The sequence below is a fragment of the Actinoplanes sp. M2I2 genome (assembly GCF_023544445.1).
In the GTDB taxonomy this organism is placed as follows: domain Bacteria; phylum Actinomycetota; class Actinomycetes; order Mycobacteriales; family Micromonosporaceae; genus Actinoplanes.
Genome location: NZ_JALPVJ010000002.1, coordinates 68,218 through 83,178 on the forward strand (window position 1 = coordinate 68,218; position 14,961 = coordinate 83,178).

A 14,961-nucleotide genomic window follows, 5' to 3' on the forward strand; every position below is an offset into this window, starting at 1 on the left:
CCATCCGGTCAGCGGGCAGCGGGGTCCTTGTCGCCCCGATAGGGCGCCACGGGTTGCGGCCGGTCGAGCAGGAACGCCCGGATCGCCGCCGCGGTCTCCGTGGGGCGGCTGGCCCACAGCACGTGACCCGCGTCCTTGATGTAGACGAGGGACGAGCCACGGAGCACGCGCGTGTAGGCGTAGGTGTCGGGCCACGGGATGTAACTGCACTCTCCGCGCAGGACGAGCGCGGGGGTGGAGGAACGGCGCAGGGCCGGTCGCGGATCGGGCAGGTCGCCGATCGTGCTGCTGGTGACCGTGTTGGCATAGAAGTCGAAGCCTTCGAGGTCCACTTCGGGGATGCGGTTCCCGTCGCGGGCGCAGAAGGACTGCCGGATGAAGCCGGGAATGTTCTGGTCCAGGTAATGGTCGACCTCGGCCCGGGGCGCGAACCGTTCGGCGGCCGCGGGAGCCGTCTGCGCCAGGACTGCGGCCATGAGGAAGCGGGGTGCGAGCAACGAGGGAGCGGCGCCGGGGGCTGAGCCCGGGGCCGCCGTACCGGTCGCGGCGGCCTCGGCCGCGTCGGGCGGCCCGGGAAGCGTGCCGGGCTCGCTGAAGACGACCTTCGCCACGTGCTGCGGGTAGGCGGCGGTGTAGAGGGCGGCCAGGGAACCGCCCCAGGACTGGCCGATCAGCACCATCCGCTCCGCGCCGGTCTTCCGCCGGACAGCCTCCAGGTCGGCCACCGCGCGGGCGGCGGTGTAATCGGCGGCGTGGGGAAGCGCCCGCGAGGCTCCGACGCCGGCTTGTTCGAACAGATACACGTCGTACCCGTCGCGGGTGAACTGCGGGAAGAAGTCGTACTCGAAGGGGCGCAGCGGCCCGCCCGGACCGCCGTGCAGAAAGACGATGGGCGTACCGGTGGTGCGTTTCGTCGTGGCCGGGTAGCTCAAGTAGGCCAGGCGTGAGCCGGTGTCCAGATCCCAGTACCGCACCCCGGCGGCGGCCTCCGGGTGGGATTCGTCGCGGGTCAGCGGCCAGAACAGCACCGAGCCGCCGACGACGGCGAGGACGGCGGTGATGACGGCGCTCGTTCGCAGCGAACGCCGGCCGGAGCCCGCCACCAGCCCGGCCAGCCGGCCCAGCGCCGCCACGGCCAGGAAACACCCCGCCACCGCGGCCGCGGCGAAGACAACCGGGACGGCGGACACCCCGGCGGTCAGGACGAACAGCCAGAGGCCGGCGACGAGGCCGGCCAGGGTCGCCACGATCCAGAGCAGAACGGCGACGAGGCGACGGACGGGTCCAGCGCGTCGTCGCGCGGGCTTACTGCCCACCCCATGCTCAGCGGTGTCGATGGTCATGCGCTCGTCCTTGGGGTCGGTCGCCGCCGTCGGCCCGCATGGTCCGGGGCCGACGGCGGTGCGGGTGCGGCCCGCCCCGGTCGGGATCGGGCCGGCGAGAGGCCCTACAGGTCGGTGCCGAGCACCCGGCGGAGGAAGCCGATCCCCTGGGTGATCGCCGCCTCGGCCGCGAAGGTACGGCGCAGCGGGTTGAGGCCGACGAAGTCGTGAGTGATGCCGGCGTAGCGAACCGTGGTGATGGGCACGCCCGCGGTCCGCAGCTTGGCCGCGTAGGCCTCGCCTTCGTCGCGCAGGACGTCGGCCTCACCGACGATGATCAGCGCCTCGGGCAGCCCGGTGAGATCCTCGGTCGTCGCCCGCAGCGGGGACGCGGTGATCTCGTTCCGCTGGTCCGGGTCGGTGGTGTACTGGTCCCAGAACCACTTCATGCCTTCGCGGGCGAGGAAGTAGCCCTCGGCGAACTGGGTGTAGGAGCCGGTGTCGAAAGCGGCGTCGGTCACCGGGTAGTACAGCAGCTGTCCTTTGAACTCCACGCCGCCGCGCTGCTTGGCCAGGATCGTGGTGACCGTGGCCATGTTGCCGCCGACCGAGTCGCCCGCGACGGCGATGCGGGTGGTGTCCAGGCCCTGCTCGGGGCCGTTCATGGTGATCCAGTCGGCGACGGCGTACACCTGCTCGATCTGGGTCGGGTACTTGGCCTCCGGCGCCAGGTCGTAGTCCGGGAAGACCACGGCCGCGTTCGTGCCGTCGGCGAGCTCACGAACCAGCCGGTCGTGGGTCTCGGGGCCACCGAAGACCCAGCCCAGCCCGTGCACGTAGAGGATCACCGGCAGCAGCCCGGTCGCGCCGGCCGGACGCACGATGCGCACCCGGATCTTGCCGGTCGGGCCGCCGTCGATCTCCAGGTCGGACACGTCGGCGTTCTGAACCGGGAACGGCGGATCGGTCTGCACCGTGATGGCGACCTTACGACCTTCCTCGGGGGTGAGCTGGTACAGGAAGGGCGGCTTGGCGTTGGCGTCGGCGAAGGCTTGCGCCGCCGGCTCGAGAACGGGTCGGACAGGCTCGGTCATGGAACTGCCTTTCAGCTGTCGGTCGCGGATCGCGAGTACGACACGATGCTGCCCGCCGGGAAAGGCGTGGGCATCCGACACATGACCGTATGTCGGGGCTCTCGCACGGGTCCTGCCCCGTGGCCGCCCGTCCCGGGATCGAGGGCCGCCGCGGGTGGATCAGCGGCTCAGGGCCTCCTCGAGGAGCTCGTAGGTCTTCTGGGGTTCGCCCGGGACGCTCGGCACCACTGTCGCGCTCGGGAGCAGCTGGACGACCGCCATCAGCTCGTCGTACATGCGGCCCAGCACCACGGGTCCGCCGCCCCGCTCGACGAGCTCGTGGTGGTGGCGGACCCACGGGTCCTCGGTCGTCGCGGCCCGGTGGTGGAACCGGTCGATCGCCGGCTGGCGGTCGTCGAGCAGGACGATCTCGCGGAAGCCGGCCCCGTGCCGGCGCGCGAGCTCCTCGAAGCCCCGGATCTGGTCGAGGGTGGCGGAGTACTGCGGTAGGACGACGTCGTGCCCGCCGTCCAGGTGGGCCGCCGCCATCGCCCGGGCCAGGGACCACACGGCCGGCCAGTTGTCGGTCTGCTCGTTCTGCCATCCGCCGACCAGTCGGTGCAGGGTGTCGATGTCGAGGTTGAGCGTGCCGGGATGCCGGTCGATGTGCAGCGCCGACAGGGTGGACTTGCCGATGCCCGGCGGGCCGTTCAGGTGGACGAGTCGCGCCATCGTGTCACCGTAGTCAGGAGCGGCGGCGAAAGGCGGGTCAGACCGCACCGAGGACATGTTGGATGCCGGTGACGGCCGCCCCCCGGGCCCAGTCCTGGAACGTGGACGGGGCCACCGTGATGTCGAGCTTGCACCGCTGGGTTTCCTGAGGCCCGGGCCGGAGCCGCTCGGCAACCGTCTCGGCCAGCACCGGCGAGGCGGCGATCGTGGCGACGTCCTCACCGGCCAGCACGATGCGGGTGGTCTGCAGGGCGCCGGCGAAGGTGGCGGCCAGATGCCCGAGCGCGCGCGCAGCGTCGTCCAGCAGCCGGGCCGCGGCGGCGTCGCCGGTGGCGCGTTCGACGAGTCCGGCCAGGGTGACCGGCCGCCCGGCAAGAGCGGAGGCGTGCCGTTCCAGGTCGTCGCGGTTGAGGTACGCCGCCACACAGCCGGCATGGCCGAGGCCGCATCGCGGGCCGTGGCTGTCCAGCGGCGCGTGGGCGAGCAGGTGCCCGTTGTCGATGAGCTGGTCGACGACGTGACCCTCGCGGACGACGCCGAACCCGAGGCCGGCGCCCACGGTGACGACTCCGAAGGTCGCATGCGTCCGGCCGGCGCCGAACCACAGCTGTTCGCGGGCCAGCGCCGTCACGTCGTTGGTGACCACAACCGGCAGGCCCGTGCGGTCGCGCAGGGGAGTGGCGAGGTCGACGTCGCGCCAGCCCAGAAAGGTGCCTTCCCGTACGACGGAGCGATCGTGGATCACGCCGCCCACCGAGACGCCGACGCCGTCGAGGGACGGGACCCGGCGGCCCAGGCGGGCCACCACCTGGCTGATCACCCGCACCGTGGCCGCCGCCGGCACGGAGCCGTCGGCCGACCGCGCGGGCAAAGCGGCCTTCGTGATCGCCTTGACGTCGCCGAGCATGTCGCACACCACGCCGTACGCCGTGCTGCCGGTGATCTTGCAGCCGGCGACGTGCCGGGCGCCGGGCACCACGGACAGGATCTGCCGGGGCCGGCCCACTCCGGGAAGCGGCTCGGCGTTCTCCGCGACCAGGCCCTCCTCGACCAGAGCGCGAGCCAGCCGGGACATCGACGCCGACGAGACCCGGAGCAGATCGCCCAGGTCACCCCGGGTCGCCGGGCCGTGAGCGAGCAGGTGCCGGGTCACCGCCAGGGCGCCGGTGGACAGGCGCGCGTCGGCCGGCGGTGCGATGCTGCTGGGAGCCACGTGCCCAGGTTACGGATCGACTCTTGCCTGTGGACGGTGATGTGGTTAGTTTCATTCTGATTGAAATTAATCGATGTTGGGGGTGTTGCCGTGCAGCCACGTCCACCGACGGTCTCCAGCCAACCGAGGCCGGCGCCCCGCCCACACTCACGTTCGTCCCCCGCGGGCCCGGCCCGCTCGATGCTCGCCCTCGTCCTGCTGGCCGGCGCCGTCCTCGCCGCATGTTCCTCCGACGACCGCACCACCATCACGTTCTTCCAGTTCAAGGCCGAGGCCCAGCAGTATTTCCAGGAGCTCGCGGCCCAGTTCGAGCAGGCCAACCCCGACATCCGGGTGGTCGTCGACAATCCGGCCGACCCGGAGACGGCGCTGCGCACCCGGCTGGTCAAGAACGACGTGCCGGACGTGATGACGTTGAACGCCAACGGCACGTTCGGCGAGTTCGCCAGCGCCCGGATCTTCCGCGACTTCCGTGACGACCCGGTGCTGGCCGACGTCACCCCGGCGTACCTGTCGGTGATCGGCAACCTCGGCGCGGGCTCCCGCGGCGAGGTCAACGGCGTCCCGTTCGCCGCCAACGCGAGCGGGCTGCTCTACAACAAGGAGCTGTTCGCCGAGCAGGGGGTGGCCGTCCCGACCACCTTCGAGGAGCTCATCGCGGCGGCCGACACGTTCAAGGCAGCCGGGGTCACCCCGTTCTACGGCACGCTGGCCGACGCCTGGACCGCCCAGTCCCCGCTCGCCCCGCTCTCCGCCCAGCTGCAGCCGCCGGACTTCTTCCAGCAGCGCTTCGAGGGCACGACGACCTTCGCGGAAGGCTGGCGCAGCACGGCGGAGCAGCTGGCCCAGCTGTACCGGTACACCCAGCCCGACCCGCTGTCCAAGGGCTACGAGGACGGCACGGCCGCCTTCGCCCGCGGCGAGTCGGCGATGCTGTTGCTGGGCAGCTACGCCGTACCGCAGATCCGTGACGGCAAGCCGGACTTCACGATCGGCAGCATGGCGTTGCCGGCCACGGACGACCCGGCCAAGACCACCCTGGTCTCCGGGGTCGACGTGGTCCTCACCGCTTCGCGCGACGGCGCGCACCCGGCCGAGTCGAGCAAGTTCATCCAGTTCCTGATGGACAAGAAGGTGATGCAGGACTACTGCGCCGCCCAGGTGGCCATCCCGACGCTGAAAGGCCTGACCAACAACGATCCGGCCCTGACCGGCGTGCAGAGCTACATCGAGTCGGGCCGCATCGTCGGCTTCACCGATCATCAGTTCATCCAGGCCATCCCGCTCGGCCCGCTGCTGCAGGAGTTCCTGATCACCGGGGACGAGAACACGTTCCTGCGCAAGCTCGACGACGACTGGGACAAGGTCGCCCAACGACGGACCTGGGGACTGGGAGCGGTGATCGCGTCATGAGCATCCAGACACCGAGCCGTGACGAACAAGCCGGTACTTCTTCCGGTACGCGGGACGGCCGCGAACAGTCGCACCGCAAACCGGGCGTACGCCTGGCCGGCGCCTTCTACCTCATGGTGCTGCCCGCGTTCCTGCTGTTCTTCGTCTTCCACACCATCCCGGTCCTGCAGGGCGTCTACTACAGCTTCACCGACTCACCGGGCTACGGGCCGTCGAGTTTCGTCGGGCTGCGCAACTACATCGCCCTGTTCACCGATCCGCGGGTGCTGCACGCGTACTGGTTCACGTTCCTCATCGCCGCGGTGGCGACCATCCTGGTCAACATCGTGTCGCTGGCCATCGCGGTCGGGCTGAACAGCCGGATCAAGTTCAAGAACGGGCTGCGCGCGATCTACTTCATCCCGAACGTGCTGGCCATCCTGGTCATCGGGTACATCTTCAACTACCTGTTCTCCAACTCGCTGCCCGCGCTGGCCACCAAGATCGGCATCGACTCGCTGGCGACGTCGCTGCTGACCAAGGCGAGCACCGCCTGGATCGCCATCGTGATCCTGGCGGTGTGGCAGTCCGCCGCCTTCAACATCATCATCTACATCGCCGGGCTGCAGACCGTGCCGACCGAGATGTACGAGGCAGCCGACCTCGACGGCGCGTCCCCGTGGCGGCGGTTCCGCAGCATCACGTTCCCCATGATCGCCGGCTTCTTCACCATCAACATGGTGCTGTCGCTCAAGGGCTTCCTGCAGATTTTCGACCACATCGTCGCGCTCACCGGCGGTGGTCCGGGCACCGACACCGAATCGGTGGCCCTGCTCATCTACAAGGGTGGGTTCCAGGGCGGCGAGTACGGCTACCAGAGCGCCAACTCGGTCGTCTTCTTCATCGTCATCGTCGGTTTCTCCATCGTTCAGCTGCGGGTGCTGCGGCGCCGGGAGGTCGAGGTCTGATGTCCACCTCAGCCAGCGAGACCGGGACCCTCGTCGGGCGTACCGACACCCCCACGACCGTGCGCACCTGGCGGCGCCGGCGCCGCGACCGGGGCGGCCCGGGCGTCAACTGGTGGCTCACCGCGCTGCTCATGGTCCTGGCGCTGACCATCGCCATCCCGCTCTACTTCGCCGTGGTCACCGCCCTGAAGACCACCGACCAGCTCGGCGGCACCGGCTTCGGGCTGCCCACCGACATCCGGTGGGCCAACTTCGCCGACGCGTGGCGGCTCACCGACTTTCCCACCACCGCCCTCAACAGCGCCCTCATCACCGTCGGCGCGGTCGTGCTGACCCTGCTGACCAACTCGATGGTCGCCTACGCCATCGCCCGCAACATGAACCGGCGCCTGTTCAAGGGGCTGTACTACTACTTCGTCTCGGCGCTGTTCGTACCGTTCCCGATCATCATGCTGCCGGTCGCCAAGGAGACGGCGATCCTGCACCTGGACAACCGGCTCGGGCTGATCCTGCTGTACGTGGTGTACGGCCTGGCGTTCAACATCTTCATCTTCACCGCCTACATCAACAGCATCCCGCGGGCGCTCGAGGAGGCGGCGGCCATCGACGGCGCCTCCACCTGGGCGGTGTTCTGGCGGGTCATCTTCCCACTGCTCGCGCCGATGAACGCGACCGTGGGCATCCTGACCTGTCTATGGGCCTGGAACGACTTCCTGCTGCCGCTGGTCATCCTGTCCGATCCCGGGTCGGCGACGCTGCCGCTGGTCCAGTACGTGTTCCAGAGCCAGTTCCAGACCAACTATCCGGCCGCCTTCGCCAGCTATCTGATGGCGATGGCGCCGCTGCTCATCGTGTACGTCTTCGCCCAGCGCTGGGTCATCTCCGGTGTCACGCGCGGGGCGGTGAAGTGAAGCCCGGACACCAGCGAGGAGACACCGCATGACCGCGCATCTGATCGGCCGGCCCGGCGACACCGGCCTGGTCCTGATCGAGCAGCCCGACCGGTTGCCCACCGTCGCCTGGTGCGGTGTGGTCGATCCGGCGGTCACCGCCGGCGACCTGGCCGCGCTGGGTCCGGCCGGGCTGCCGATGCTGCCCGAGGGCTCGCACGTCTGGTACGGGCGTGCGGGCCTGTCCGGCCACCGGGGCGCCGCCGAACCGGGCGCCTGGTCCACGCGTTTCGGGCCGGCTTCGCTGCGCGCCGACGCCGGCGGCGCGACGATCGAGGGCACCGACAAGGACGCCGGGCTGGCTGTGGCCACCGACGTGCAGGCGATGCCCGGTGGCCTGCTGCGCCTGCGGCACACCCTGACCAACACCGGCTCGACCGATTACCACCTCGAGGCGCTCGACGCCGTCGTCCCGGTGCCCGACCACGCCGTCGAGTCGCTCGACTTCACCGGCCGGTGGACCCGCGAACGCACGCCCCAGCGCCGGCCGGTCACCGACGGGCTGTGGCTGCGGGAGAACGTGCGGGGCAAGACCGGCTTCGACGCGGCGACCGTGCTCACCGCCGGCACACCGGGATTCGGCTTCGGGCACGGCCACGTCTGGGGCGTCCACGTCGCCTGGAGCGGCAATCACCGGCACCGGCTCGAACGCGTGGCGCCGGCCAAGAACAGCCCGGCCGTCACGGCCCTCGGCGGGGGAGAGCTGCTGCTGCCGGGCGAGGTGATCCTGGCTCCGGGCGCGAGCTACTCGACCCCCTGGGTGTACGTCGGGGCGGCCGACGACGGGCTCGACGGGCTCGCTGCCCGGTTCCACGGCTTCCTGCGCTCGACGCCCGCGCACCCGCGGACCGAACGCCCGGTGACCCTGAACGTCTGGGAGGCCGTCTACTTCGACCATCGCCTCCCGGTGCTGCGCGAACTGGCCGACCGGGCCGCCGGCATCGGCGTGGAACGGTTCGTCCTGGACGACGGCTGGTTCGGCGGCCGCCGCGACGACCGCGCCGGGCTCGGCGACTGGACCGTCTCGCCCGACGTGTGGCCCGACGGCCTCGCGCCGATCATCGACCACGTCCACCGGCTCGGCCTGCAGTTCGGGCTGTGGTTCGAACCCGAGATGGTCAACCCCGACTCCGACCTCTACCGGGCCCACCCCGGCTGGATCCTGGCCACCGCGGGCCGCAACCCACCGGAGGAACGCCACCAGCAGATCCTCGACCTGGCCCAGCCGGCGGCGTACGCCCACGTCCTCGAGCAGATGACCGCGATCCTGACCGACCACGCGATCGACTACGTCAAATGGGATCACAACCGCGACGCCGTCGACGCGGGCTCGGCCGTCGTGGACGGACGGCCCGGCATCCACGCCCAGACGACCGCGTTCTACCGGCTGCTGGACGAACTGCGAACCCGGTTCCCGCACGTCGAGTGGGAGAGCTGCGCCTCGGGCGGCGGCCGCATCGACCTGGAGGTGCTGCAGCGGGCCGAACGGGTCTGGACCTCCGATCAGAACGACGCGCTGGCCCGCCAGGCCATCCAGCGGTGGACCGCCCAGCTGGTCCCGCCCGAATACCTCGGCGCGCACGTCAGCGGCCCGGAGTCGCACCAGACCCGCCGCGTTCTCCCGCTGGACTTCCGGGCCGCCACAGCCCTGTTCGGCCACTTCGGCATCGAATGGGACCTGACCACCGCGACCGGCGACGACCTGGCCACGCTGGCCCGGTGGATCGAGCTCTACCGGACCCACCGGCGCCTGCTGCACACCGGCCGGACGGTCCGGCTGGACAGCACCGTCGAGGACGTCTGGGTGCACGGGGTCCTCGCCCCCGACCGGTCGGCCGCCATCGTGGCCTACGTCCAGCTCGACGAGCTGGCTCACGAACCACCACGCTGGCGGATCCCCGGCCTGTCCCGGACGGCCCGCTACCGGGTCCGGCGCATCGACCCGGCGGCGTGGCCGGTGTACGAGACGCCCACCGTCGCGATCAGCGGCGCCGCCCTGGCCGACATCGGACTGCCCGGCCCACCGGCGGCGCCGCTCACGGTGACGGTCCTGCTCGTCACAGCCACGTCACCGGATCGATAGGTGCGAAGACCTGAATCTTCATGTCGATGTCGCCGGGCCCTCATGCGGACGGTGCGCCGGCGTCGGCCGGCCGGAGTTGGCTCCCCGTGTCCCACTCGTGGAAGAGGAGCTGACTCACGTGCCTGCCTCACGTCGTACCTTTCTGGCCGGTGGCGCCGCCGCCGGTGTCGGCCTCGCCGTCGCCGGCGCCGTCCCGTCCCTGGCCCAGGCGCACCCGGGCCGCCCGGCCGGTCCCGCGCGGAACGGGCACGTGCCGTTCCCGCCGCTCGTCGACGACCCCGACGGCATCCTGGCCCTGCCCGAGGGCTTCAGCTACGCCGTGGTCACCCGGACCGGGGTCACCCGGCTCGACCGCGGCCAGGGCGTGACCCCGGCCGACCACGACGGCATGGCGGCCTTCGACGCCGGCCGTGGCCGATACACCCTGATCCAGAACCACGAGATCGACCCGGGCGCCGAGTTCGGCGTGCCGCACGTCCGGGGCACCGTCTACGACCCGGGCGCGATCGACGCCGGCGGCTGCACGGTGATCACGACCGACCGGGCCGGCCGCAACCACGGCGAGTTCGTGGCCATCTCGGGCACCGTCTCCAACTGCGCCGGCGGCCCGACCCCGTGGGGGACGTGGCTGACCTGTGAGGAGACCGAGGACCGGGCCGGCGACCCGTGGACCGAGGGCGACCGCAAGGGTGTCTTCCAGAAGGACCACGGCTATGTCTTCGAGGTCTGGGCCGACGGCACCACTGACCCGCGGCCGATCAAGTGCCTCGGCCGGTACGCCCACGAGGCGCTGGCCATCGACCGGGACCGCACTCACATCTATCTGTCCGAGGACGCCGACGGGCCCAACGGGCTGTTCTACCGCTGGACCGCGCCGCGCGGCGTCAAGGTGGGCCCGCGGGTGCTCACCCGGCTGGCCTCGGACGCGGGCGTCCTGGCCGCGATGCAGATCATCATGGACGACGGCTCGGTGCTGCCGGACGTGGCCTACCTGACCTCCGCCCAGCTGGGCCGGCCCTTCCCCGTACGGTGGATCGACGTGCCGGAGCGCGACGCGCGCGCCAAGCCGGTGCGGGAGCAGTTCGCCGACGGCCAGGTCACCCGCGGGCGCAAGTTCGAGGGCGTCTGGGCCACCGACGACGGCGTGTACGTCGTCAACTCGTACGCCTGGGAGGACGGCGACCTGCCGGCCGACGCGGCCCCGCACGACGGCATGGTCTGGTTCTACGACTTCCGGGCCCAGACCATCCAGCTGGTCACCTATTTCCCCCACCAGAGCACGGCCGAGGAGGGCGCGCCGGCGAAGTACACCGACCTGACCTTCGACGGCCCGGACAACGTGACCGTCACCCCGTGGGGAAGCCTGGTGCTGGCCGAGGACGGCGCCGGCGCCTCGCACGTGCTGAGCTCGTTCCCGGGCGGCCCGACGTACGCCATCGCCCGCAACCAGCTCAACGACTCGGAGTTCTGCGGGCCCACCTTCACCGACGACGGCAAGGTGCTCTTCGTCAACATGCAGGACCCCGGCCTGACCCTGGCCATCACCGGCCCCTGGGAGAAGTACCTCGGCTGAGCCGGCGCGACGAGCAGGGCCCGGCGATCGGTCGGGCCCTGTTGTCACCGGGCTCGGCCGTGGCCGGGCCGCGGAGTCAGGCGGGCAGGGTCTGGGGCCGGCCCCACAGATAGCCCTGGCCGAAGGTGACGCCGAGCTCCAGCAGCGTGTCGCGTTCGGCGGTGGTCTCCACGCCCTCGGCGAGCAGCGCGGCGCCGATCTCGCGGGCGAAGGCCACCAGCGACCGGGCCAGGGCGCGGCGCACGGGATCGTGGTGGATGCCGCGTACCAGGGCGATGTCGAGCTTGATGGTGTCGGGCCGCAGCTGCAGGATGTGGCTCAGGCTGGCGAAGCCGGCCCCGGCGTCGTCGACGACGATCTGGAAGCCCGCGTCCCGCAGCGGTCGCAGCCGGTTGTTGAGCCCGTCGTAGTCGGCGATCGGGGTGTGCTCGGTGATCTCGACGCCGATCTCCCGGCCGGCGTACCGCATGAGCAGGTCGTGGGCACGGGGGTCGCCGGCGGCCTCGGCCGAGAGGTTGAGCCCGAGCCAGATGCCGTCCGGGATGTGGTCCCGGAACTGCAGGGCGCGCTCGGCGGCGAACAGCTCCAGCTCGACGCCGAGGCCGCACTCGTTCGCGGCCGCGAAGGCCCGGTCCGGGGTGGCGAACAGGTCGGGGTCGAACCGCGAGAGGGCCTCGACGGCCACGGTGACGCCGTCGGCCAGGCGCACCACGGGCTGCACGACCGTGCGGACGGCGCTGGTCCGCAGGACGTCGCGGATGACCGCCTCGGTGTGGTGGGCCTGCTTACGGGCCCGGGCCGCGGGGCTGCCGAGGTGGTCGGTGATCAGGTCGGTGAGCAGGCTCAGGTAGCGCACGGCACTGTCGTCGAGGTCCGGCTCCGCGGACCGGCTCAGGCAGCACAGCATGCCCGCGACGGTGCCGTCGGCGTCGCGCCAGGGCACGCCGACGTAGGAGCCGATGTTCAGCTCGCGGGTCACGGCCAGGTCGCGGGTGATCGGGTGCCGTCGCGCGTCGGTGATGACAGTCGGCAGGGTGCCGACGAGCACCCGGGCGCAGAACGAACCGGCCAGCTCGGTGCCTTCCCCGACGACCACGTTCATGGCCGCGGTGTTGCCGGACGCGGAGGTGATCACCTGCTGGTCGGCGCTGAACGACGAGAGCCAGGCGACCTCCATGCCCAGGTGGGTGCGGGCCAGCGCCAGCAGCCGGTCGATCTGCGGATCGGCCGGGCTGCCGGCTCGCGCGGGCGTGCTGCCGGCCGGCGTCATGATGGCGGATTCCATGGTCGCTGTCCTTCGTCCTCATCGGCGGCCGCTCAACGCTCTTATCGGAACGCCGGCGGTCATCTTGAGCCCGGCCGGGCCGGGGTGTGCCGAAGACCCCAGTCGGCGCCGAGTGCTTGAGCGTGGTGCCGCGCGACCGATTATGGCCCAGGTGAACGCTGTATCGGAGCAGGATGGCCAGGGGCGGCGAGCCGTCTCCGACCGCCTGCTGGCCACGCTGCTGGCTGGATCCGGTGCGGTCGTCGTCCTGCTGGCGACCGGCGTCGTGGGCTCGCGGGCCGGGGTGGTGATCGCCTGGATCGCGGTGGCGGCCATTCACGTCGGGCTGGCCTGGGTCGCCCGTTCCACCGCCGGCCTGCCCGGCCTGCGGGCGCCGGCCCGCCGGTTCTGGCGCGTCGTCGCGGTGGCCGGCGCGATCTACCTCGCCGGTGACCTCGCGCAGGTCGTCATCGCCGCCCGCGATCCCGCCGCCGGCCCGGCGGCCACCGGTGGCGCGGTCCAGACGGTCACCCTGTCGGCCGGCAGCGCGCTGCTGATGCTGACGCTGCTCACGGTGCCGCTGGGTTTCGGCTCGCGCCGCGAACGCGCCCGGTTCTGGATGGACACGGCGACCGTGATGGTCGCCGCGGCCGTGGTCGGCTGGTACCTGGTGGTGCCGGACCGGCCCGCGGCCCTGCTCGACATGGCCGCCCCGGTGCTGGCCGGCCCGGTGATCCTGATGCTGTGCGTGTTCGTGGTGGCGAAGCTCGTCCTGTCCGGCACCGCGCCGTTCACCCGGGCCTGCGGCCTGATCGCCGCGGGCGGTGCGGTGCTCAAGTCGGGCGCCGACGCGATGAGCCGCGACGGTCTGGCCGGCAACCGGCTGCACTGGTACCTGGCGTGTACGGTGGCTGCCCACGCCCTGCTGGCGATCGCCCTGCGGGTCAACCAGCTCCAGCTCGCCGGTCGCCCGGCGGCTCTCGAGCCCCGGCGGGCCAAGCCTTACAGCCTTCTCCCGTACGGGGCGATCGCGGTCACCTATCTGCTGCTGACCGTCGCGGTGGTGCGGGACCGGCCGGCGACCGTGACGATCGCCCTGGGCGGCGCGGCGGTGAGCACGCTGCTGGTCGTGCTGCGCCAGCTGGCCGCCTTCCGCGACAACGCCCGCCTGCTCGGTGAGCTCGACACCAAGGTACGGGAGCTGCACGTGACACAGGAGGGACTGCGGGCCTCGCTCGCCGAGCGGGACGCCCTGGCTGCCCGGCTGCGCCACCACGCCTTCCACGACGGTCTGACCGGCCTGGCCAACCGCACGCTGTACGCCGAACGGCTGGACGCGGCGCTCACCACACCCGGCCCGGTGGCCGCCATGCTGATCGACCTCGACGACTTCAAACAGGTCAACGACCGGTGGGGGCACGCGGCGGGCGACACCCTGCTGCGGGAGGTCGCCCGGCGCCTGCAGACCTGCGTCCGGGCGACCGACACGGTGGCCCGGCTCGGCGGCGACGAGTTCGCGATCCTGCTGCGGCCCGAGCCGGACGACGACCTCCGCGAGGTGGCCGCCCGGATCGTTCGCGAGGTGGAGGTCCCGGTGCCGGTCGACGGCGGTGGTTCGGCACGGGTCGGCGCCAGCATCGGCATCGCGACAGCAACCGATCTGACCGGGGACGGCGACGCCCTGCTGCGCGAGGCCGATCACGCCATGTACGCGGTCAAACGGGGCGGCAAAGGCTCGTACGCGCTGGCCGCGGACAGCTGACGCTCCGGGTCAGGTCAGGGCGGCCGCGCCGAACGACACGGAGAAGCGTTTGCACCAGATGCTGACGCTGCTGAAGTCGCTCGGGTCGATGCCGGAGCGGAGACGGTACACCTGATTGCCGTGGTTGCCCTTGAGCCGTCCCAGCTCCGCGTACCGGCCGTCGTCGAACACGTGCCAGCCGTCGCGGCTCACCGGTTGGTCGGACAGCCACACCCGCAGATCGGGTCCGTCCGAGGTGGACAGCCCGACCAGTTCGAGCTGGTGGCTGCCGTCCGCGTTGCGAACCACCCGGGCGGTCCCGGCGGTGTCGTGCTCGTGCGTGACGAAGGAACCCCGCGCCAGCACCACTGCGGCCGGCGCGGGCGGCGCGGCTGGTTTCGAAGAGGACACCGATGGGCGAGGGGCCACGGACGTCTCGACGGACAACGTATCCGTCACGGTCGTGTCGGTGACCAGCCGCCAGGGCTGGAACCAGTACAGGCCCCCGGCGCCGCCGACGCCCAGCAGCGCCAGGACGACCCAGGTGATGGGCTTGGAGAGCACTCTGCGGATCACGACCCCCAGCCAACCGGGGCCGGGCCGTTCGCGCCAGGACCACGCTGCTTACGATCCCCTTACGCCGAGCGGCC

At 71.5% G+C, this 14,961-nt stretch carries 12 protein-coding genes; 6 read left to right on the forward strand and 6 right to left on the reverse strand.

What is annotated here, in order from left to right:
* Positions 1-8 precede the first annotated feature (8 nt).
* The 4 genes from HJC40_RS04055 to HJC40_RS04070 form a co-directional block, all read right to left on the reverse strand.
* On the reverse strand, positions 9-1,343 hold the full coding sequence (locus HJC40_RS04055; RefSeq protein WP_249998288.1) for an alpha/beta fold hydrolase: 1,335 nt from the start codon (positions 1,341-1,343) through the stop codon (positions 9-11).
* A gap of 104 nt (positions 1,344-1,447) precedes the next feature.
* Entirely contained in the window at positions 1,448-2,416 is a 969-nt protein-coding gene (locus HJC40_RS04060; protein ID WP_249998289.1) for an alpha/beta hydrolase, read from the reverse strand.
* A 159-nt stretch (positions 2,417-2,575) separates the two neighbouring features.
* Positions 2,576-3,127, reverse strand: coding sequence for an AAA family ATPase (locus tag HJC40_RS04065; RefSeq protein WP_249998290.1), 552 nt, complete (start codon positions 3,125-3,127; stop codon positions 2,576-2,578).
* Positions 3,128-3,164: 37 nt separating this feature from the next.
* A complete protein-coding gene (locus HJC40_RS04070) occupies positions 3,165-4,340 on the reverse strand; it encodes an ROK family transcriptional regulator (protein ID WP_249998291.1) in 1,176 nt (391 codons plus the stop codon).
* A gap of 180 nt (positions 4,341-4,520) precedes the next feature.
* Between HJC40_RS04070 and HJC40_RS04075 the strand changes: the two genes are divergently transcribed.
* The 5 genes from HJC40_RS04075 (at position 4,521) to HJC40_RS04095 (ending at position 11,306) form a co-directional block, all read left to right on the forward strand.
* Complete coding sequence (locus tag HJC40_RS04075; protein WP_249998292.1) at positions 4,521-5,753, forward strand: ABC transporter substrate-binding protein; 1,233 nt, start codon at positions 4,521-4,523, stop codon at positions 5,751-5,753.
* On the forward strand, positions 5,750-6,700 hold the full coding sequence (locus HJC40_RS04080) for a carbohydrate ABC transporter permease (protein ID WP_249998293.1): 951 nt from the start codon (positions 5,750-5,752) through the stop codon (positions 6,698-6,700). Before HJC40_RS04075 ends, HJC40_RS04080 begins: the two co-directional genes overlap by 4 nt.
* Entirely contained in the window at positions 6,700-7,611 is a 912-nt protein-coding gene (locus tag HJC40_RS04085; protein WP_249998294.1) for a carbohydrate ABC transporter permease, read from the forward strand. Before HJC40_RS04080 ends, HJC40_RS04085 begins: the two co-directional genes overlap by 1 nt.
* Positions 7,612-7,639: 28 nt before the next feature.
* Positions 7,640-9,733, forward strand: coding sequence for an alpha-galactosidase (locus tag HJC40_RS04090; protein ID WP_249998295.1), 2,094 nt, complete (start codon positions 7,640-7,642; stop codon positions 9,731-9,733).
* A 118-nt stretch (positions 9,734-9,851) separates the two neighbouring features.
* Complete coding sequence (locus HJC40_RS04095; RefSeq protein ID WP_249998296.1) at positions 9,852-11,306, forward strand: alkaline phosphatase PhoX; 1,455 nt, start codon at positions 9,852-9,854, stop codon at positions 11,304-11,306.
* Positions 11,307-11,382: 76 nt separating this feature from the next.
* On the opposite strand, the gene HJC40_RS04100 is transcribed toward HJC40_RS04095, so the two are convergent.
* Positions 11,383-12,591 carry an EAL domain-containing protein gene (locus HJC40_RS04100; RefSeq protein ID WP_249998297.1) on the reverse strand — a complete coding sequence of 403 codons (1,209 nt, stop codon included), beginning with the start codon at positions 12,589-12,591 and terminating at the stop codon, positions 11,383-11,385.
* 151 nt (positions 12,592-12,742) lie between these two features.
* Here HJC40_RS04100 and HJC40_RS46025 point away from each other — a divergent pair, with 151 nt between their 5' ends.
* Positions 12,743-14,332 (forward strand): GGDEF domain-containing protein, encoded by a 1,590-nt coding sequence (locus HJC40_RS46025; protein ID WP_249998298.1) that lies wholly within the window; start codon positions 12,743-12,745, stop codon positions 14,330-14,332.
* 9 nt (positions 14,333-14,341) lie between these two features.
* Here HJC40_RS46025 and HJC40_RS04110 read toward each other — a convergent pair whose 3' ends face one another.
* Positions 14,342-14,887: a DM13 domain-containing protein gene (locus tag HJC40_RS04110; RefSeq protein WP_249998299.1), complete on the reverse strand. Its 546-nt coding sequence runs from the start codon at positions 14,885-14,887 to the stop codon at positions 14,342-14,344.
* Positions 14,888-14,961: the final 74 nt, after the last annotated feature.